At 56.0% G+C, this 17,977-nt stretch carries 16 protein-coding genes; 6 read left to right on the top strand and 10 right to left on the bottom strand.

The genetic code is table 11. The annotated features are described in order from the left end of the window. Positions 1 to 2 precede the first annotated feature (2 nt). Positions 3 to 926 carry a glycosyltransferase gene (locus tag ACVBAU_RS02215; RefSeq protein ID WP_448327637.1) on the bottom strand — a complete coding sequence of 308 codons (924 nt, stop codon included), beginning with the start codon at positions 924 to 926 and terminating at the stop codon, positions 3 to 5. Between the two features lie 90 nt (positions 927 to 1,016). Between ACVBAU_RS02215 and ACVBAU_RS02210 the strand changes: the two genes are divergently transcribed. The 4 genes from ACVBAU_RS02210 to ACVBAU_RS02195 are packed head-to-tail and all read left to right on the top strand — an operon-like array spanning position 1,017 to position 4,734. After that, complete coding sequence (locus tag ACVBAU_RS02210) at positions 1,017 to 2,348, top strand: capsule biosynthesis protein (RefSeq protein ID WP_254700466.1); 1,332 nt, start codon at positions 1,017 to 1,019, stop codon at positions 2,346 to 2,348. 8 nt (positions 2,349 to 2,356) lie between these two features. After that, positions 2,357 to 3,013 (top strand): ABC transporter ATP-binding protein, encoded by a 657-nt coding sequence (locus ACVBAU_RS02205; RefSeq protein WP_448327636.1) that lies wholly within the window; start codon positions 2,357 to 2,359, stop codon positions 3,011 to 3,013. A gap of 24 nt (positions 3,014 to 3,037) precedes the next feature. Then, complete coding sequence (locus tag ACVBAU_RS02200) at positions 3,038 to 3,940, top strand: sulfotransferase (RefSeq protein WP_448327634.1); 903 nt, start codon at positions 3,038 to 3,040, stop codon at positions 3,938 to 3,940. Next, positions 3,940 to 4,734 carry an ABC transporter permease gene (locus ACVBAU_RS02195; protein ID WP_254700467.1) on the top strand — a complete coding sequence of 265 codons (795 nt, stop codon included), beginning with the start codon at positions 3,940 to 3,942 and terminating at the stop codon, positions 4,732 to 4,734. Before ACVBAU_RS02200 ends, ACVBAU_RS02195 begins: the two co-directional genes overlap by 1 nt. Positions 4,735 to 4,754: 20 nt before the next feature. Here ACVBAU_RS02195 and ACVBAU_RS02190 read toward each other — a convergent pair whose 3' ends face one another. Together ACVBAU_RS02190 and ACVBAU_RS02185 are read right to left on the bottom strand one after the other, a co-directional pair. Next, entirely contained in the window at positions 4,755 to 7,247 is a 2,493-nt protein-coding gene (locus tag ACVBAU_RS02190) for a calcium-binding protein (RefSeq protein WP_448327632.1), read from the bottom strand. A gap of 113 nt (positions 7,248 to 7,360) precedes the next feature. After that, a complete protein-coding gene (locus tag ACVBAU_RS02185) occupies positions 7,361 to 8,752 on the bottom strand; it encodes a DUF2793 domain-containing protein (protein WP_448327630.1) in 1,392 nt (463 codons plus the stop codon). A gap of 345 nt (positions 8,753 to 9,097) precedes the next feature. Here ACVBAU_RS02185 and idi point away from each other — a divergent pair, with 345 nt between their 5' ends. Further along, the gene (gene idi, locus ACVBAU_RS02180; protein WP_138925209.1) at positions 9,098 to 9,616 is read left to right on the top strand and encodes an isopentenyl-diphosphate Delta-isomerase; all 519 of its coding nucleotides are present in this window, start codon (positions 9,098 to 9,100) and stop codon (positions 9,614 to 9,616) included. On the opposite strand, the gene ACVBAU_RS02175 is transcribed toward idi, so the two are convergent. From ACVBAU_RS02175 to ACVBAU_RS02145, 7 genes are all read right to left on the bottom strand, one after another. Beyond that, positions 9,613 to 11,016, bottom strand: a complete 1,404-nt coding sequence (locus tag ACVBAU_RS02175) for a hypothetical protein (RefSeq protein ID WP_448327629.1) — start codon at positions 11,014 to 11,016, stop codon at positions 9,613 to 9,615. The genes idi and ACVBAU_RS02175 overlap by 4 nt on opposite strands. Next, positions 11,006 to 11,278, bottom strand: coding sequence for a hypothetical protein (locus ACVBAU_RS02170; RefSeq protein WP_448327627.1), 273 nt, complete (start codon positions 11,276 to 11,278; stop codon positions 11,006 to 11,008). Before ACVBAU_RS02170 ends, ACVBAU_RS02175 begins: the two co-directional genes overlap by 11 nt. After that, a complete protein-coding gene (locus tag ACVBAU_RS02165) occupies positions 11,275 to 11,679 on the bottom strand; it encodes a GtrA family protein (RefSeq protein ID WP_448327625.1) in 405 nt (134 codons plus the stop codon). The genes ACVBAU_RS02170 and ACVBAU_RS02165 overlap by 4 nt, the downstream gene beginning before the upstream one ends. Continuing rightward, the gene (locus ACVBAU_RS02160) at positions 11,679 to 12,629 is read right to left on the bottom strand and encodes a glycosyltransferase family 2 protein (RefSeq protein WP_448327623.1); all 951 of its coding nucleotides are present in this window, start codon (positions 12,627 to 12,629) and stop codon (positions 11,679 to 11,681) included. Before ACVBAU_RS02160 ends, ACVBAU_RS02165 begins: the two co-directional genes overlap by 1 nt. A 180-nt stretch (positions 12,630 to 12,809) precedes the next feature. Further along, complete coding sequence (locus ACVBAU_RS02155) at positions 12,810 to 14,054, bottom strand: polysaccharide biosynthesis/export family protein (RefSeq protein ID WP_448328882.1); 1,245 nt, start codon at positions 14,052 to 14,054, stop codon at positions 12,810 to 12,812. Between the two features lie 171 nt (positions 14,055 to 14,225). Beyond that, positions 14,226 to 14,885 carry a YjbF family lipoprotein gene (locus ACVBAU_RS02150; protein WP_448327621.1) on the bottom strand — a complete coding sequence of 220 codons (660 nt, stop codon included), beginning with the start codon at positions 14,883 to 14,885 and terminating at the stop codon, positions 14,226 to 14,228. Further along, positions 14,882 to 16,969 (bottom strand): YjbH domain-containing protein, encoded by a 2,088-nt coding sequence (locus ACVBAU_RS02145; RefSeq protein ID WP_448327619.1) that lies wholly within the window; start codon positions 16,967 to 16,969, stop codon positions 14,882 to 14,884. The genes ACVBAU_RS02150 and ACVBAU_RS02145 overlap by 4 nt, the downstream gene beginning before the upstream one ends. Before the next feature lie 176 nt (positions 16,970 to 17,145). Between ACVBAU_RS02145 and ACVBAU_RS02140 the strand changes: the two genes are divergently transcribed. After that, entirely contained in the window at positions 17,146 to 17,880 is a 735-nt protein-coding gene (locus ACVBAU_RS02140; protein WP_448327617.1) for a metallophosphoesterase, read from the top strand. Positions 17,881 to 17,977: the final 97 nt, after the last annotated feature.

The raw sequence follows: 17,977 nt of genomic DNA, 5'->3' as shown, positions 1-17,977 counted from the left end.
TCTTAAAGCCGTCCACACCGCGCGAGCAAGCTTAAGGCAATATTGCCAGAATAGCTCTGCCTGTAGATGCCCATAGAGTTCAAAGGTGTCCGACCACGTGTATTACATTTGGTCCTCCACTCCTGAAATCTAAGCAATTTCTCCCGAGCCCCCGCATCTAAGACGGGGCTCAATCGAAGCATCGCCGACGCGTTGGCATCTATCCAATTCGCAAATGTACCATCCACGATGCGAGTCAGCCGATGTCTTAGATGGCCGACCGGCGCACCCATCACGTTTGCATCGTGTTGTCGATAAAATATACTGGGCTTCTCGTCGTGGATTACACCAAACCCCGCTCCTGTAATTGCCTGATACATCCACCAATCGTGAAAAGGAATTTCAGCACTCGCCGAAGTAAATAAAATGCTACGAAGATAATCTGTCACGCCAGGCGGACAGACAATCGTATTTCCCCTAAGGCAGTTCTGAACAATTGCGTTTCCGAAATTACAGGGCCGCATGAAATTGGGGGACACACCAAGACCCGACATCCTAGCGTCGACGTAAAAACTTCTACTACTATAGACATCTGAGTTCTCACGATGTTTTAAGAGCTCCACGGCACGCGAGATTTTATGCGGCATCCAGACATCATCCTGATCGCAGAAAGCAACCCATTGCCCTGCTAACTCCTTTTGACCCAACAAATAAAAATAATTTCCAGCCACTCCAGTATTCGGGCCCTTAAGTAGGCGAATGTCATAATCAGGTGTGTTGGATTGAAAGTCTAAAAGCCCCTCCCACGTGCTATCGGTCGAACTGTCATCGCTGATCCAAAGGCTCCAACCGCGATGCTCTTGGCGGCGAATCGACGCCAATTGATCCGCAAGGAATACACCCGCATTTTTTGTTCCCATTAAAATATGAACATGCGGTTCCTTCATTCCATATTCCTATAAAATTTAAACGTCTTTCTTTGAAATAGCTCACGGCGATTAATAAATCATGAGGACTATTCGATTATTACAGTTGTCATGAATCAATCAATCGCACAGTCAGCGAAAGATCCACCGACACACGCGCGCCTCAAGCAACGAAAGCTTCAAGAGCGCGAAAAGGCGCTCGCACGTATAGAAGAGCAGCGCCGGAGAAAAGTGCGCGCAATTAAGACACAGAGAAACAGAATTGATACGACTGCCCAACCGAACGTACTGACCCTACCGCCCCCTAACATTGCTGCGCCTGTTCCGAACGCACGCCTTCAACTGCGGCATCGCCTTGCGTTTCTGAGTTTTGTGCTCGGGGTTTTAGGGTCTAGCCTAATAGCTTCCTGGTACCTCTGGGAACGCGCCGCGGACCGCTACACCTCTGCGTCGGGCTTTTCAGTTCATAGCGAAGATATGAGCTCGGCAGTAGAACTTCTGGGTGGGGTGGCGAACCTAACAGGAAACGGAGCCGACTACGAGGAAATGCTCTATCAGTTCATAAGAAGCCAAGAGCTCGTTTCACGAATAGATAAGACGCTGAATTTACGCCATATTTGGTCATCTTCTGTCACGGAACTGGACCCGGTTTTCGGCTACCATTCCCCCGGCACGATCGAAGATCTGACAAAATACTGGGGGCGCATGGTCAGTGTTTATAGCGATAACAGCAGCGGATTGATTAGCCTCAGGGTTCAAGCCTTCACTCCAGCAGACGCGCAGGCCATCGCGACTGAAATATTTAAAGAAAGCTCCAATCTGATTCACCAACTCTCGGCCATTGCACGCGAGGACACGACCAAGCACGCGGGTGAAGGTTTGGATCTCGCGGCACAGCGCCTTGAGCACACCCGGCGGGACCTATCAGATTTTAGAAATAAAAATCAAATAGTTAGCCCGGATTCACCTCTTCAAATCCAAACTGGGCTTCTGTCATCCCTAGAAGCGGAAATGACAGAAACGCTGATCAGTTTAGATATGCTAAGTCAAACTAGTACCAATACGGATCCCCGCCTCAAACAAGCAGAGCGAAGGCGCCAGATTATCGCAGACCGCATCTCTCAAGAGCGCGAAAAATTGAACTATGGGCAAAACGCCCAGCGCCCCGCCGGATTTGCCGAACTATTCGGGCAGTTCGAGAGCCTAAAAGTAGATTTAGGGTTCTCAGAACAGGCCTACCTAGCCGCACGGGCCTCCTACGACGCGGCAGTTGCGGAGGCGCGGAGAAAATCCAAATATTTGGCGGCACACATTCCTCCAACGCTGTCAGAAACAGCGGCGCTTCCCAACCGCCCGTTCTTATTAGGAATGACATTCATCACTAGCTTCACGTTATGGGCATTAATTATGATGATTGTGTACTCGCTACGTGATCGACGCTAGTTGCACCTATGATTGTCCTTCGAAATTTAACCAAAATCTATAAGTTGCATGGCCGTCAAAAAACCGTCGCTTCCTGTATGAACGCAGTTTTCCCGAGCGGAATATCGGTGGGATTGCTGGGCCGAAATGGAGCGGGAAAATCGACGCTTCTTAAACTTATCGCAGGCTCCGCCGATCCGACGTCCGGCGATGTGCTCACCAAAGGACGTATTTCATTCCCCGTTGGCTTTGCGGGGTCGTTCCATCCCGACATGACGGGGGCACAAAACACGCGTTTTGTAGCGAGGATCTATGGGGCAGACACATCAGCATTGATCAATTACGTTGCAGACTTCTCAGACCTAGATATTCATTTCCATCTGCCTTTTCGCACGTATTCCGCTGGTATGAAATCGCGTTTAGCTTTTGGTGTGTCCATGGGGCTCAAATTTGACACATATCTTATTGATGAAATTACTGCGGTAGGTGATGCCAGTTTCAAACAGAAAAGCCGACAAATTCTTATGGACCGCCTTACCACAGCAGGCGCGGTTTTTGTGAGCCACTCCAACGGGATGCTGCGCGAACTATGCACTGCAGGTGCGGTGCTTGAAGCGGGTAAGCTTACATACTTTGATGACATTAACGATGCGGTAGCACATTATAAATACAGTACAGCCAAGTGATGACTTGATCCCAAGGCGTAGCATATGGCCCCACCCTTCCTGCCCGAAACCACAAAGCTCGCGTATTGCATCGGCGCACAAAAAGCCGGGACGACATGGCTCTATGAGATGCTGCGAACTAGCAATGAGATACACTTTTCGCGCAATAAGGAACTGCATTATTTTGATGTAATCTCTGGAAAAGCAGAACAGGTCTTTAATCTTCGCATCAACGCAGTCAAAACTTTGGCGAAGGAACTGATTTCGGAACACGGTGCAAAAAACAGAAGACGGCTCAAAGTTTTGGCGGAATTGACGGATCTTTTGTCAATATACACCGATGATGAGGGTGAGCATGGGGCGTATCTGACCTACCTCCTACAAGGGTTCACCGGTCAACGGGTTATCTGCGATATTACCCCAGCCTATGCGATTCTTGATGCTAGGGAGTTTGCTGAGATGGGCAAGCTCGGGCAGGCTTCCTTTATTTTTATCATGAGAGATCCGATCGACCGTATGTGGTCTCAGATCAGGATGGCAGTCAGTTCAGACCATTCCCAGTTCAGTGACTTCCAACATGCCTGTGAGGTACGGGCTCAGCATCTGATCGATAGCAATCGATTGGCCAACCTAGAGCGGGCAAATTATCGTCGCACAATATTAGAACTTGAGGCAGCTATACCTCGCCACCGGATCAAGTACGTCTTTTACGAAAATCTTTTTCATGCGCGCACTATGCGAGATATATGTACATTTCTCAAAATAGCGCCGCTGACACCCAAAGCAGGCCTTCACAGTAACACCGGGCGTCACGCTATGTTGCCCGAGATATTAAAAGATCAATTTCGCCGTGCCTTCTCTCCGCAGTATGAATTTATCTTGGACCGTTTCAAATCAGCGACCCCGGCCAGATGGCACATCAACGGTGCCTGTCAGGGTGCGGCTTAATGAAATCTGAATTCCGCCATAGACGGGTTATGCATTTTGCAACGCCCCGCATCGTTATCGCGCTCATTTTACGTGAGATTGGAACGAGCTACGGCAGGTCGCCGGGGGGATACCTTTGGGCCCTGGCTGAACCGGTTCTGGGGATCGCCCTTCTGACGGTCATCTTTTCAATCGGTTTTCGGTCTCCTCCGATCGGCGTCAATTTTCCACTTTTCTATGCGACCGGTTTGTTGCCTTTTCTAATGTTTGTTGACCTCAGCAATAAGGTTGCGCAGGCCATTAATTATTCGAAACAGTTACTCGCCTACCCGCGGGTGACCTTTATAGATGCTATTTTGGGTAGGTTTATCCTGAATTTCCTAACGCAGCTTCTTGTGGCATTTATCGTTTTAGCTGGTGTTATATTGCACTTCGACACACGGGCAGCATTGAACCTTTCACAAATTGCGTCGGGTTTGGGGTTGATCGCCGCCTTGTCGTTTGGCCTTGGCGTATTCAACTGCTTCATGATGTCTATGTTCCAGATTTGGCAACGCATCTACGCGATCTTCACGCGACCGCTTTTGCTGCTTTCTGGGGTCATTTTCGTCTATAGCACGGTGCCTGAACCCTATCGCGGGTGGCTATGGTATAATCCTCTTGTTCATATCGTGGGGCGCGTGAGGGCCGGTTTCTACCCCAATTATGACGCCCCCTATGTCTCCGTATCATACGTTTATGCCATATCAGCACTTTTGGGCTTGTTCGGGCTAATGCTCCTCAGGCGCTATCACCGTGACATATTAGAACGCTAAAGGACCGCACGCGGAGCTCTCTAAAAGGTCTCGAAATCTCCTTTTAAATCAGAAAGGTCCGCTACACCCATTAGGTCAAGCGTCTTTCCACTGCCGAAGTCTAAAGCGATATGCCCGCCATCGCTTTGGCTGGCATATGATTGAAGCAGTGTCAGGGTAACACTGCCCCCCCCCCACAAAGCTGAGTCCAACGCGAGTGTATCAATTCCGGGCTGGAAGCTTAAAATTGTATCTTGGCCCGACCCGTAAATAAATGCGTCCGCGCCAATTCCGCCCGACAGGACATCATTGCCCGCGCCTCCATCGAGTGTATCACGACCAGCGTTGCCCTTCAGCAGATCATCGCCATCGCCTCCTATGACCAGGTCTGACCCATTGTCGCCCGACAGCGTATCGTTTCCTGACCCACCGTTAACCGTATCATTATTGATCCCACCGGCCAGACGGTCATTCCCGCTGTCGCCTTGCAGCACATCAGCGCCGGCATTTCCAAATATCTGGTCATTTCCACCACCGCCGAACAGGTGATCCGCGCCCGCGCTCCCCTCTAGTCGGTCCTTGCCGGCCCCACCCCACAGGCTGTCCGCGTTCAAGCCACCGATCAAATGGTCGTCGCCGCTGTCGCCATAGATCTTATCTGCACCGTTGTTTCCGGTTAGCGTGTCGTTCCCGTCCCCACCACCTAGCGCATCATATCCGTCCCCGCCAGTCAGCGTGTCATTGCCGTCGCCGCCTCGGATGGTATCCCACCCGATGCCCCCCCAGATCTGATCCGCCTCGGTACCCCCGTCGATCAGGTCGCTGCCGGCGTTGCCATAAATCATATCGGCTCCGCCTTCGCCTAAGAGTGTGTCGTTGCCGCCCCCCCCGCTCAAACGGTCCCCCGACCCGCGCCCGCTGATATAATCGTTTGCACCCTCGCCCACCAGATTATCTGACTGGGGCGTCCCGACCAGCACCAATGGGATTGGCGCGGCTGGCGAGGTTGACGTGTCAGGCTCTTCTGGCAGGATCCAATTGGGCATGAAACGCGACTGCCCGACCACATCCAGGGATTGAATGTCGCTGGGGCTAAGGGATTGACCGTTCGACGTTTTAATCACCAATTGTTCGTCACCGAAGGACAGAACGGCACCGTCATGAGTAGAGACAACCGACAGCTGCGAAGCATGCCGCAGAAACGGCCATCCGGAAAGATCGATGCTGTCCTGCTTGATATCGAAATCAACAATTGTATCTATAGTACCATCTGAGGACAGAACAAACCTATCGCGACCAGCACCGCCAGTCAGCGCGTCTGCGCCCCCACCGTCACGCAAAATATCGTCGCCCTCACGTCCCGATATTTGGTCCGCTCCCGCCCCGCCGGACAACATATCATCCCCCGAACCGCCGCTAATCGTATCCCCCTGCCCGGTCCCAACTTCTGCATCGACACGGTTCGAGATATCGACCGCAAAAACGCTTAATCCCGCTTCTGCCCCAGACGCGACGGCAAGATGCAGCACATCACCCATGACTGAAAAGTTAATGGCCGAAACAGCATCGAGCGTGCTGTCCTCCGTGTCTTCAATCGAAACAAGATGCAGCAACCGTCCGTCGGCCAACAGCTCGAACACCGAGACGCCATCGTCCCCACCCGCAGCCGCGAGGTAGGCGCGGCCATTGTGCGCCGCTGTTTCAATCATATGTACCCCGCCAAATCGCGTCGCCCGTGTATCGAGGACATGATCGGTTAAGGTTAACGAACCATCCGGCGATAGCTTAGCGACGCTGAGAGATGAGCTCCCCGCAGCGGCCAATACCGCAAATCCCTGCCCTCCAGCTTCGACAAATGCTGTCGCCGTCGGCACACCGATCCCCACGCCCTGCTCCGCCGCGATGCGGGAAACCTCTTGGGGGACGCCGTTTCGATCAATTTTGTAGGAAATCAATGCGTTATCTTGGGCCGACGCCGCCAGAAGATAGGGTGTGCCGTTCGCATGTCCGACGCTCAATCCGGTTAGACCTGCCTCTGATCCGGTACCGCTTTCGCTTGAAATCCGCGAAAGGGTTCCGTCATCGTTCATACGCCATGTCCCGATACTGTCAGCCCCGCGCACCAGACCGTACAAATAGCTTTGGCCGTTGGCGTCCAGCATTTCGGTCCCAAGCAGTTGCGCTGGCACATCCCCCCCGGTCACGGTGGACACCTCCGCAAACCGGCCATCACCGGTCAAACCTATCCGGGTTAGCGCGGCATTTTCCGTACCCGTTAGCAGCAGTGCCCCCTCAACAACTTCAAGCTTGCTGGTGACACCAGCCCGTGTCTCCCCGCCAATGGGCCGACTGTCCAGAAACCTTAGCCCCCCTGCGTCATCTATACGATAGGCCAGTAAATCACCGCCCCCAAAACGCGAGGTTGTGTATAAAACCGACCCGCCAGAGGACTGCACAACGGCCATATCCGTCACCCCCGTCAGCGCCAGATCCGACCGGCCGGGCAAAGTGGTTAAGTGGTCAAGCTCCATCATTTCGTCCCCTCATAGGTGTTGTGGGGACAAAGATGCGCTGGAAGTCTTAACAGTCGCTTCAGGATTTAGGGCGGCATTATGGTTCTTTCATACAATTTTCGGGGTTTACGCGCTTAAACATAAATACCGCCGCTTTGAACGCTGCCCGCCGTATCCCCAGGCAGCACAATACTGCCACTTTGGATCACGCCCTGGGTCGCCACATCAAAGCGCTTTCCCGTGGCCGTCCCCGCGAAACTATGCCCGCTAAAATCCGCCTGCCCCGCCATCGTGCAGATCGCAAAGGCGGTGGCGAATTCTGGCGTATTGGCCAAGGTTAGAGCCTGAATACCGCCCTCAAGCACTGCCCCCTGCGACAGCCGCAAGTGATAGGCCGCGCCGCCGTCGATCGCGTAAGAACCGCCCCCTTCTAGCCGCCCGCCCACGAGGTCAATATGCCCGCCGGCAGTGCCAAAGGTGACCTGATCGACCTGCAACACGCCACCGGACAAGACGCGGAGTGTCGGCTCGGTGCCGGACGTCTCCAGCCTAACCCCAAGCAACTTCAGCCATCCCGTGACCAGCTCAATCGCAGCCCCTGAGGAGGTCACCGTCACAGCATCAGGGTCGCTGACATTACCAATAATCTCGACACCGCCGCCGCCCAAAACTGTCCTTATCCCAACCGGCACAGCGCCCAGATCATAGACGCCATCGGCAAGCTGCACCGTCACCAGATGCCCGCCACCGTCGGCACGCGCTACTTCCGTCACCGCACGGGCCAGCGTCGCAAAGGCACCCTGCCCAGCAGTCTGCCCGTTCTGGGTATCACCTCCCAGCAGCGGATCTACGTAGTAAGTGCGCGGACCGGTCAGCATCTCGCGCCAGCCCGAAACAGGGGCCGTCACCCGCCCCGTCGCCGCGTCTATCCGCAAGGCTTCAGCCCAGCCGATACCATCCGCGCTCACCTTGAACGTGAAATCATCGCTTCCCGCTGTCCCCAATTCCGCACGCCCGCCGAATGATGTCTGGAACAACAGACTGGCGGTATCACCCGCCGCCGCTTTGTTAATCTTGACCTGATGTCCGGCACCGGCATGGTTGAAAAGCACCGCATCAGACGCCACAACGAGCCGGTTAGTCCCGTCGGGGGACGCGCCCACTCCCAATTGCGGCACATCGCTTAGCCCCGGCACGGCCCAGCGCGCCCCGTCGTACACAACATGGGCTTGGCTCGGACTGACAAGCGCCACCCAACCGGGCAAAGGTGCGATGAACTGCCAAGCACCATCCACAAAAACCGCTATCTCGTGGTCATGCCCGGCCCAGTCTGCCTGACCATCTGCCGCCACAAGAAACCGGTCCCCCTCCGATGCTGTCGAAGGGGGAATGTGCTGGGTATAGGACTGCACAGCCAGTTGAACTACAGCATCCAGCAATCGCAACGCCTCGTTATGGGTCACATGCTTTTGGGCCTGTGACGGCTGGATATACGGCAGGGCAAGGACGGGGGACGTATCGGTCATATAGCGGCTCCGGTTTAGATAAACTCGATCAAGCCACACCCTGCGGCATGTCGGTTAACAACACCCTGCACCACCGCACGGCCCCCTGGTTTGCCTATGAAACCGTTGAGTGATGTGCCGGGTCCAGTCACGAGGCCATTAACGGACCCGGCGACACCTGTGGTGGGTGCGCCCCAAGACGCTGGCGGTGCCGCTCAGGGGTTCATAGCGCCATTGTGTATCCAGCGGCTGACATTTCGCGCTCGACCCGCTAGACACTTGCCTAACATGGATCGGCCAACTGGCCGCAAGGACCAGAACAGCGGATATGACACCACCACGACACGACCAGAACAGGGCAGCCACATGACCACGATGATCCCTGCCTGGGTCAACGGAAGGCTCTCTCCGGTCGAAAAGCTGGAAGTCCATGAGCGCGGCCTGCGTCACAAGGCGATTTCGGTATTTGTGATGCGCGGACACGAAACGCTGATCCAACGTCGGGCGCTTGGGAAATATCACACCCCCGGCCTTTGGGCGAACGCCTGCTGCACGCACCCATTCTGGGACGAACCGGCCCTCACCTGCGCCAAACGACGGCTGGACGAAGAGCTGGGGATCACAGGGCTTCGGCTAGAGCATCGCGATCAGGTCGAATACCGCGCTGACGTGGGCAATGGCCTGACTGAACACGAACTGGTAGAAATCTATGTCGCCGAAGCTGTCGCGCTGACCGATGTTACCCCCAACCCCGCAGAGGTGATGGACACCGCCTGGATCGATCTGACCGAACTGGCCCGCAAGACCCGCGAGACGCCAGAACACTTCACACCCTGGCTGCGCATCTATCTTGCCGACCATATGGACAGCATTTTTAGCGATTAGTCCTCAGCGTCTTTCGATGGCTTTGGGGTAAATACCATCAGCAACGCGTCGCCCTCGCGCAGCAAATGCACTTCAGCCTCGCTTGCTATAACTTCGGGCCGTGTAGGGCAGTCCTTTGGCGCTTCGACACAGGCGACAGCAGTTTTGCCGGTCAGCTGTTTCAACCGCGAGGGCAGCGCTTTGTAGGATTGTATACCCGCCTTCACCCCCGAGGCGATTTTCGATGGATCGCCAAAGATATAGACCGGCCCTTCGGTCGCCTGCACCTCCTGCGCCCAGGTCTTTGTATCACTGCGCCAAGCATTCGCCTGACCATAGGACAGAAACAGCTGGATAAACCAAACGCCGATGATCAGCAGCAACGCATTACGCCCTAACCTACCATATAGACCCTCATCCTCGCTCAGCAGCTGGACGGCACGTACGGTGGTCAGCGCAAAAAATACCCAGAAAAAGATGAACGCCCGCGGCGGTACGATCACACCAAGCTTCAGCGCCTGAGCCACCACCAGCGCCAGACCGATGGCCAAGCCAGCCCCGAGATAAAGCGCCTCAAGCGGCGCGCGTTTGCGCAGCACATTCAGCGCCAGAATATACAGAAAGGGAATAAAGCCGATCAACGGCGGATACCCGATGCCTGTGCGGTTCAGGAAAAGCATCAGGCTCTCCCCCAGTTTCGGAAGGTTCGCGACCATCCCGCCAAGCCCGTGCCCGGCAGTCGGCTCACGCCAATCAGCCACGGGCACGCCAAACACACCATGCACCTGCCAGTTCAACGTATAAACAGTCAGGACCGCCACGACAAAACTGGCGCAGAACAGCACCAGTAATCCCGCAAGATCGCGCACTGAACGGTCCCGCGTGCGGGAAATACACACTGCCAGCAGCAACAGCGGATAGGTGGTATAGGCCATAAAGCTGATGATCACGAACAGCGGCAACAACCTGCGCAACTGCGCACTAGAGAGATAGCACGCCAACACCGCAAACAGCGTCACAACGGCCAGCCCTGGTATCAGCGTGTTGAACCAAAGCGAAATCAGCATCTCGGACGGGCAAACCAGCATGAGCAGGGCCAGAACTACCGTGAACCACCGCGACGCGTCCGGCCCTATTGTGGTCACCGCAAGCGCTGCCACGAAGCCCGCCCATAGGCTCTGATACAGGGCAAAATTCAACCACGCGGGCGTCACGACCTCGCGCAGGTGCCAGATATAATTCAGCCACCGTCCCTCGTGCAGCGTCTTGTTCCAGAACACAGGCGCATCGCCGAAAAAGGCAGGATAGTCATCATGGCGGATCATCGGGTCCAACAGGTTTTGCCCCGTCAACAGAAAGGCCGCCGCCAGCGTGATCCAGAACACTGGCGCAAGCTGTACCCGTTCTGCATCAGCCCGCATAGCCGACCGCTCCCCGACCGCCGCCGTCATACAGCCGCGCGACCACAAACTGCGCCCGATCGACATAGTCCCCATCAACGGCAAGCACGTCATCCGCGCCGCCTTTGCGCCATTCATCCATCCAAACGCCGCGCCCGCTGCCCAGATCAATAACCGAAGATGGCTTGAGCAATGGGAACAACAACGACACAAACGGCTTGGCCGACGCGCGCGCGCTTTGGTTGATGTAGTCGAAAAACGTATCCCTATAGATATGGCTCACGATGTGCACTCCTTCTTGGGATGCGGCAGGGCGAACACCCATAGGGTCATCAAGATGAAGTTCTGCACAGGCAGGTATAGCGCAACGGCCAGCGCGGCAGCCCAGGCAGGTACATCGGCTTCCTGCGCGAAAGGGCCCGTCACAAGCGCTGAGATCACAAAGCCGCAGCCAGTCATAATGGCAAACTTGGTGATCTGGCTGCGATCGACCAATCGGCGTTCAAAAGTGAACAGCGCGTGCCCGATATATTGCAGTACGATAGCTAGAAAAAATGCTGCCGCATTCGCCTCTACCTGCGGCAGCCCCGCCGCCAGAAACGCCGGATACATCACCACATAGGACACTGCAGTCACAGCCCCAACGATGGCGAAACGGGTACATTTATAGTCTAAAATAGGCATTATGCGCGCAACCTTTTCACGTCAGGGACCATATCGCGGGTATCGTCGCTCACGAAGTACAGCGGCCGATCCTTGGCTTCGACGTAAAGGCGACCGATGTATTCACCCAGAATTCCCAGCGTCAAAAGCTGCGCCCCCGAGAAGAAGCTGATTGCCAGCACCACCGAGGCCCAACCGGGCGCGGTCTGGTAAACGATCAACGAGTAAATGACATAGACTGCCATCAACGTCGCCATCAGCAGGCTGACGAAGGACAGACGTGTCGCGAGCTTAAGCGGCTTCGTCGAAAAGGCGGTCATCGCGTCGATGGCAAAGCGCATCATCGCGCGGAACGGGTATTTGGTCTCACCCAAAGCCCGTGGAGCACGGATATATTCAATCCCAACCTGCTTGAACCCTGCCCAAGCAAACATGCCGCGGATGAAACGGGCCTTTTCAGGCATCGCCAGAACAGCGTCGAGCGACCGGCGGTTCACCAGACGGAAATCGCCGGTATCCTGAGGAATCGGCACATCAGACATGGCATTCAGGAAACGGTAGAACAGATGCGCCGTGGCCTTTTTGAACATCGTCTCGCCCTGACGCTCGCTGCGCCGGCCATAAACCACGTCAAATCCGCGATCCATCATGAACATCATATCCACCAGCAACTCGGGCGGGTCTTGCAGATCGGCATCCAGCATGAAGATACGTTCACCCTGCGCGGCCTCGAGCCCCGCAGTCAGCGCGATCTGGTGGCCACGATTGGCAGACAGTTTGACCCCCACCAACTGCGCACAGCTTGCTTGGGCGACCTCGATCGCTTTCCATGTGGCGTCTGTGGATCCGTCATCGACGAGGATAATCTCTGCTCGGTCTTTCCAAGGCGCGATGGCCTGCGTCAGCCGCGTCACCAAACCCGGGATCGAGGCTTCCTCGTTCATGCAAGGAATAACAACAGAAAGATACATTTCACACCGCCTGAATAGTTGACCTCTTTAGGGGTAATCAGGCGATGTGGCTGAAATAGGGCACTGATTGGTTCAATTTACGGAGACCTCGACGACCTCAGAACCCATCCGGCCATCCAGCCCCACAACGCAAAAGGCCGGACATTTCTGCCCGGCCCTTGCTAATCAATCGTGGTTAAATCAGTTGCTGACGGCGTTACCCACGCTCAGGACCTGTGGCAGAATTTGCGACACAGCGCGGCTCCATTTGGTAACGGGCTGCTGCGCGATAAAGATGATGTCATCGGGGCGCAGCTCGAACTTCGGAGCCAGGGCAAAGTTCGCCGCATTACGAGCATCAAGATGCCATGCCGTAATCGCCCCCAGCTCGCGCGGATCAGACGATGCGCGCAGGACATAGACTTGCGACACATCACCGGTCGACGACGCCACGCCGCCTGCATCGTACAATGCATCGGCCAGACTTGCTTTGCGTTCATACGGCAGCGCAAAGCGCGACTGCGTCCCGACCTCACCTGCCAGATAAACATAGTCGCGGTCGTCAGCACCAAGCTCTATGCGGGCTTTGTAGTTATCCCGCGCTTCGTCCAGATTTTCGCGCCGCAGGGACACCTCAAGCTGCAGCTCTTGCAATGCAGAGGCACGTGCCGCCTGACGCGCTTGAACCAAGGTGATCTGTTGGGCAAAATATTCCTGCGCTCGGACCAGTTCATATGCCGTATCAACGAAAATCGCATCGCCGGGCAGCAGGCGCGTCTTGGTCAGGCTGGCGCTGGAATAGAGCTGCGACAGCGGGATCTGGTACAGCGTGCCATCGCGGTACAGACGGATCGAGGCATAGTCCTGATCTTCGACCGTGATCCCGCCTGCAGCGGCCAAAGCCTCTTCCAGATACAGCGGTGTCAACGTCACCGGCACAACCGTGGGCTGCGACACAGCACCGCCGATAGACACACGCCGCGAATTGAATTCGGAAATCTCGAGGCTGAACGTCGGGTCAATCTGGTTCTCGACCAGACGCTGGAACAAGGCAGCCTCGGCGTCCTCGATGGTCAGACCGGCGATGCGCACGCGGCCCACGTCGGGAATGTTGATCGACCCGTCGTCCTGCACGGTATACCCTTGGCGCGAGTTTTGCGCGGCCAGCAGCCCGGACAGTTGTTCAACCGATCCCGCAGCACGTGGCGTGGCCAGCAGCACCACATCACCGACGCCAATTTCATAGGGGCCAGGATCATTTGCGGGGGGCAACCGCAGCTCAAGCGCGTTAGGCCGCGTTTGAACCTCAAGCGTGGGCGATGGCAGCGCCCCGGTCCCGCGCAGGCCGGAACCGCTTCCGGCGGTACGCGAAAAGACAGCCGGCAGGCTTTGCGGCGCATAGGCAGATCTATTCGCCTGAATGACGGTTTCAGCGGTCAGGTTCAGCACGCGTACGTTGGTGCCGCCTGCTGCGCCCTCTACAACTTTAGGTGTTCGGTAAACCGTACCACAGCTCGCAAGGGCCAGACCCAAAACAGCTACCAATAGGTATCGCACTTCAATACTCCCATTCATCATGTGACACCTCGCCCCCAGACAGGTTCGGCCCCGGTTAAACTAGCGTGCAGCAGCCTTGGTCATAAGATACCCGACTTCGTCGCCAGCCCATTGCCGCGCCTGAACAATGGCACCGCTATTTACACTGACCCAATACGTATTCCGAAACGACTGGTCCAGACTTTTACAATCCTCTGTCACCTTACGCGTCGACACTGTGCCGATTTCAAGCGCCAGTGTTGCACTGCCTTGAGTTTCGACCAAACACCGGTATGCCCGCGTAGAGATTTCATCGGTCCCCGTCAGATTGCTGTGCAGCCGGTCGGAATAACCGCCACGCCCGGACAAGATCAACGCTTTGGGCTCGGACACATCCGCTGCAAATAACTCAAAGCCAAGCCCGCGCGTGCCTTGCAGCATACCGTCTTCCAACATCAGTGCTGTCAAATCCGAACTCAGCCACGTATCGACGCCGTTCACACGCGCTTCGCGCAACATACGCCCAGTTTGCTTTCGGTTTTCCACCGTTAGCAGCAGCGCGGGGATAGAGGTGTCCTGCACCAGCGCTGCAAAGCGCGGTGGGAACCCTTGCGAGGTCTTGGGCACAACAGAATCGTCGTCCACAGCAACCGCGACACCACGTGCCAGCAGGCCTTTGCTTTCGCTACAGGCGGACAGGCCCGCCAGACATAACCCGAGGGTAAGCGCACGTAAGATCATCGCAGGTATCTCCCCCAGCTGTCCCGCAGCTCTTTGCCGCGATAATCGCGCACGACCCCATGCAAACGGTTGGCTACAGCAAGACGCGCGCCACCGTCACGGGTGATCGGTTTGATGGTTTGTTGGATTTTCGTACGCGACGGACGACCGGTGATCCACGACAGAGGCACCTCGAACCGCAGCCCTTTGTCAAAGGACCCTTCGCCAAAATCGTCAAACGACACATCCGTCAGCGTGAAATACCCGCCAACCTTGAACCCGTTGTTGAACTCGCGATCCAGTGACAACGTCGCGCCGTAATCGCCCGCAAGATAGCGACCCACGTCAAGCTGGCCGTAAAACCCGTTACCCAGATCATAATAGGCCGAAGCGTGACCGGTCACGACGTCGTAATCCTGGAACCCGAACAACATGTCAAAATCACGCTGTTTGACATAGTTCAGCTCCGCACCAAGCGCGAGACGGCTGGCCATCGGGTACCACAGCACTTCGGTCGAAACACCGCCGAACATCCCTTCGAGATACCCAGCAGAGACGCGGCCAAACAGGTCCTTGCCCGGACGGAACAGATACTCCGCCGTCAGGCTGTTAACCTCAAGATCAGATTCTTTGGCATAGCGCACAGCATTCGTACGCACAGGTTCGATGACCGAATTAGACACGCGGAACGAATCGGCGATATTGCCCACCAGCGGGTACCGGAACCGACCGGCAAAGGTCAGGCCCGGACGCGGCCGGTAATCCATCTTGAGCTGGACACCAAAATCGGCCCGGATCGGGCTGTTCGGGTCGAAAAAAGATGTCGCCACATAAGGACCGATAGACGTGTCGAACACGGGATAAATATCCGTCAGCTCCCCATCACGTCCCTGCGTATGTCCGTCTTCCAAACGCGCCCGCGCCAAGCTGCGCCACGCGCCGTCATAATCATACTGCAGCTCTTCCAGATCAGACCGCTGCGTGACGATCTGGCTAAGCGGCACGCCGCGTTCAAGGAAAACGACGGTGAATTCTTCGATAGCGGGCGGCAGTGTCACCGCCATGGCCCGCGCTGTGCGTCCCGCCGCTTGGGCTTCGTTATTGAAACGGCTATTCTCAACACGCACCGTCGCGCGGGTGCCCGACATGGTGAACCCTTGCAGCTCCAGCCCATCTTCCGCGAGCACGCGCTGCAACACAGTCTCTACCGCATCACGCCCACCACCCGCAGCCGAGTTATTCCATTCTGCAATGGCCAACCGATTGCGTGCGCCGACCGTCCGCGGGGCCTGCTCCAACCCACCGGGAACCGACGGGGTCTTGGGATTGATGATATAGCTCAGTTGCGCGCCGACCTCATGCCCACCCACAACGAACCCCTTGAGGTTCACGCCGTTCTTGAACCGATACTCCAGCCCCACATTGATCGGCGAAGACACGTCGATACCGGTGTTCACCGATTCCCGCGTGTATTCATCGGGCGAGTATTCCGCAAACAGCGTCGCTTGATCAGAGAGGTTCCATTTCACGCCGACAAAGGGAGAGGTAGGACCGCTGAACCAGTTGCCGGTTTCGAGCTGCCCCCCGGTGCCGGTGAAGCCGGCTGATCGTGTATCAAACCGTTCGGACAGCACACTGAACGGGTTCGAAAATGAATTCCGCCCCGCAAGACGGCCCCAGCCCAAGCCGCCGGTTACTTCCAACTTTGAGCCAAAGCTTTTTGTGGCAACGAAATATTCACTACTCAGGATACCGGTACCCAGAAAGTCGCGCAGGCCCACAGCAAACGCGGGGCGCACATCGGTTTCGTCCCAAATCTGGTAGTGAACGTCAAAACTGCGGTCAAAGGTATCGCCGTCCAGTATCGCACTGGAGCTGATATCTTTGATCCGCGAGTAGCGGAATGTACCGTAAAGGCGCGGCAAAACCTGAAAGGTCGCGGAATACCGGTAGTTTGGACCAAAGGCGCTGGCCGTAAATGCCAGATCGCCATCCTTCAGCACACGGGCCGTTGGCATTTCGATCAGACCGGGTGTCCCGTAGGTCGACAGCGATTGGGCAGATGACTGGGAAAGGCTGACAACGCCGAACACCCCGGCTAACATCGTACAAGCGAGTTTCCTCAAGTGGCCTTGCATCTGACAACCTGCCTATTAATTAACTGTTTCCAATACCGGGACCGTAGAGAAGTTTGAGTTGGACTACACTTTGTGTGCCGCCAGTCAACGGATTTACCATTACGTTGCGCCAGTTTTGCAACACAGAGGACGCTTGAAAAACTATGCTAAACCGTTGGTTTAAACGCCGTCAACCAGACCCCGAGCCGGAACCGCATTTCGACCCCATCACGCCGGACGTACCCGTGGTCGCGATTGGCGATATCCACGGTCGTTTTGATTTGCTGGAACGGCTCCCTGAGCCCTCCCCCGATACGCGGGTGATCTGTGTCGGTGATCTGGTCGACCGCGGCGAACAAAGCGCGCAGGTCTTGCGCGCCCTGCACAGCCAGCCGGATATCATAACGCTGATGGGCAACCACGAGCAGATGATGCTAAAGTTTATTGATAATCCTAAAGAGAATGGCCAGCGCTGGCTGCGTTACGGCGGGCTGCAAACTCTATCGAGTTTTGACGTCTCGGGCGTATCGCAAACCTCTTCGGGAGACGAGCTTGAGCGGGCCCGTGATGCCCTGCGCGAGGCCATGGGCGACGCGCTGGTCGACTGGGTGACCAACCTGCCAACTTCTTGGATCAGCGGCAATGTTGCCTTTGTTCACGCCGCGGCTAACCCGTTGATTTCAATAAAGGATCAGGAAAGCCGCACGTTGCTTTGGGGGCATGAGGATTTCGGGCGCAAACGCCGTCGCGACGGTATGTGGATCGTGCACGGGCATACGATTGTCGACACGCCTATGGTCAAGGGCGGCGTTGTTTCGATCGATACCGGAGCCTACGCAACCGACAAATTGACCGCCGCAACGATCCATAATGGTGAGGTCGAATTCAACTACGCCTGATCTGATAGCGGCCCGGCTTTAACCACACCTTAGGATACCTCTGCTTTAGCTGACACATCGGCAAAGTCGCCGGTTTTATTTGTTGGTTAAAAGCACG

The organism is Sulfitobacter sp. M13 (assembly GCF_053474885.1).
The sequence above is the reverse complement of the archived record's forward strand: the minus strand, read 5'-3'. Positions and strand labels throughout refer to the sequence as shown.

Excerpts from the sequence above, each read along its gene's own strand:
- ACVBAU_RS02185 (WP_448327630.1), bottom strand. The coding sequence starts at position 8,752 with ATGACCGATACGTCCCCCGTCCTTGCCCTGCCGTATATCCAGCCGTCA.
- ACVBAU_RS02200 (WP_448327634.1), top strand. The coding sequence starts at position 3,038 with ATGGCCCCACCCTTCCTGCCCGAAACCACAAAGCTCGCGTATTGCATC.
- ACVBAU_RS02210 (WP_254700466.1), top strand. The coding sequence starts at position 1,017 with ATGAATCAATCAATCGCACAGTCAGCGAAAGATCCACCGACACACGCG.
- ACVBAU_RS02165 (WP_448327625.1), bottom strand. The coding sequence starts at position 11,679 with ATGCCTATTTTAGACTATAAATGTACCCGTTTCGCCATCGTTGGGGCT.
- idi (WP_138925209.1), top strand. The coding sequence starts at position 9,098 with ATGACCACGATGATCCCTGCCTGGGTCAACGGAAGGCTCTCTCCGGTC.
- ACVBAU_RS02145 (WP_448327619.1), bottom strand. The coding sequence starts at position 16,969 with ATGTTAGCCGGGGTGTTCGGCGTTGTCAGCCTTTCCCAGTCATCTGCC.
- ACVBAU_RS02175 (WP_448327629.1), bottom strand. The coding sequence starts at position 11,016 with ATGCGGGCTGATGCAGAACGGGTACAGCTTGCGCCAGTGTTCTGGATC.
- ACVBAU_RS02150 (WP_448327621.1), bottom strand. The coding sequence starts at position 14,885 with ATGATCTTACGTGCGCTTACCCTCGGGTTATGTCTGGCGGGCCTGTCC.
- ACVBAU_RS02195 (WP_254700467.1), top strand. The coding sequence starts at position 3,940 with ATGAAATCTGAATTCCGCCATAGACGGGTTATGCATTTTGCAACGCCC.
- ACVBAU_RS02215 (WP_448327637.1), bottom strand. The coding sequence starts at position 926 with ATGAAGGAACCGCATGTTCATATTTTAATGGGAACAAAAAATGCGGGT.
- ACVBAU_RS02205 (WP_448327636.1), top strand. The coding sequence starts at position 2,357 with ATGATTGTCCTTCGAAATTTAACCAAAATCTATAAGTTGCATGGCCGT.
- ACVBAU_RS02140 (WP_448327617.1), top strand. The coding sequence starts at position 17,146 with ATGCTAAACCGTTGGTTTAAACGCCGTCAACCAGACCCCGAGCCGGAA.
- ACVBAU_RS02190 (WP_448327632.1), bottom strand. The coding sequence starts at position 7,247 with ATGATGGAGCTTGACCACTTAACCACTTTGCCCGGCCGGTCGGATCTG.
- ACVBAU_RS02160 (WP_448327623.1), bottom strand. The coding sequence starts at position 12,629 with ATGTATCTTTCTGTTGTTATTCCTTGCATGAACGAGGAAGCCTCGATC.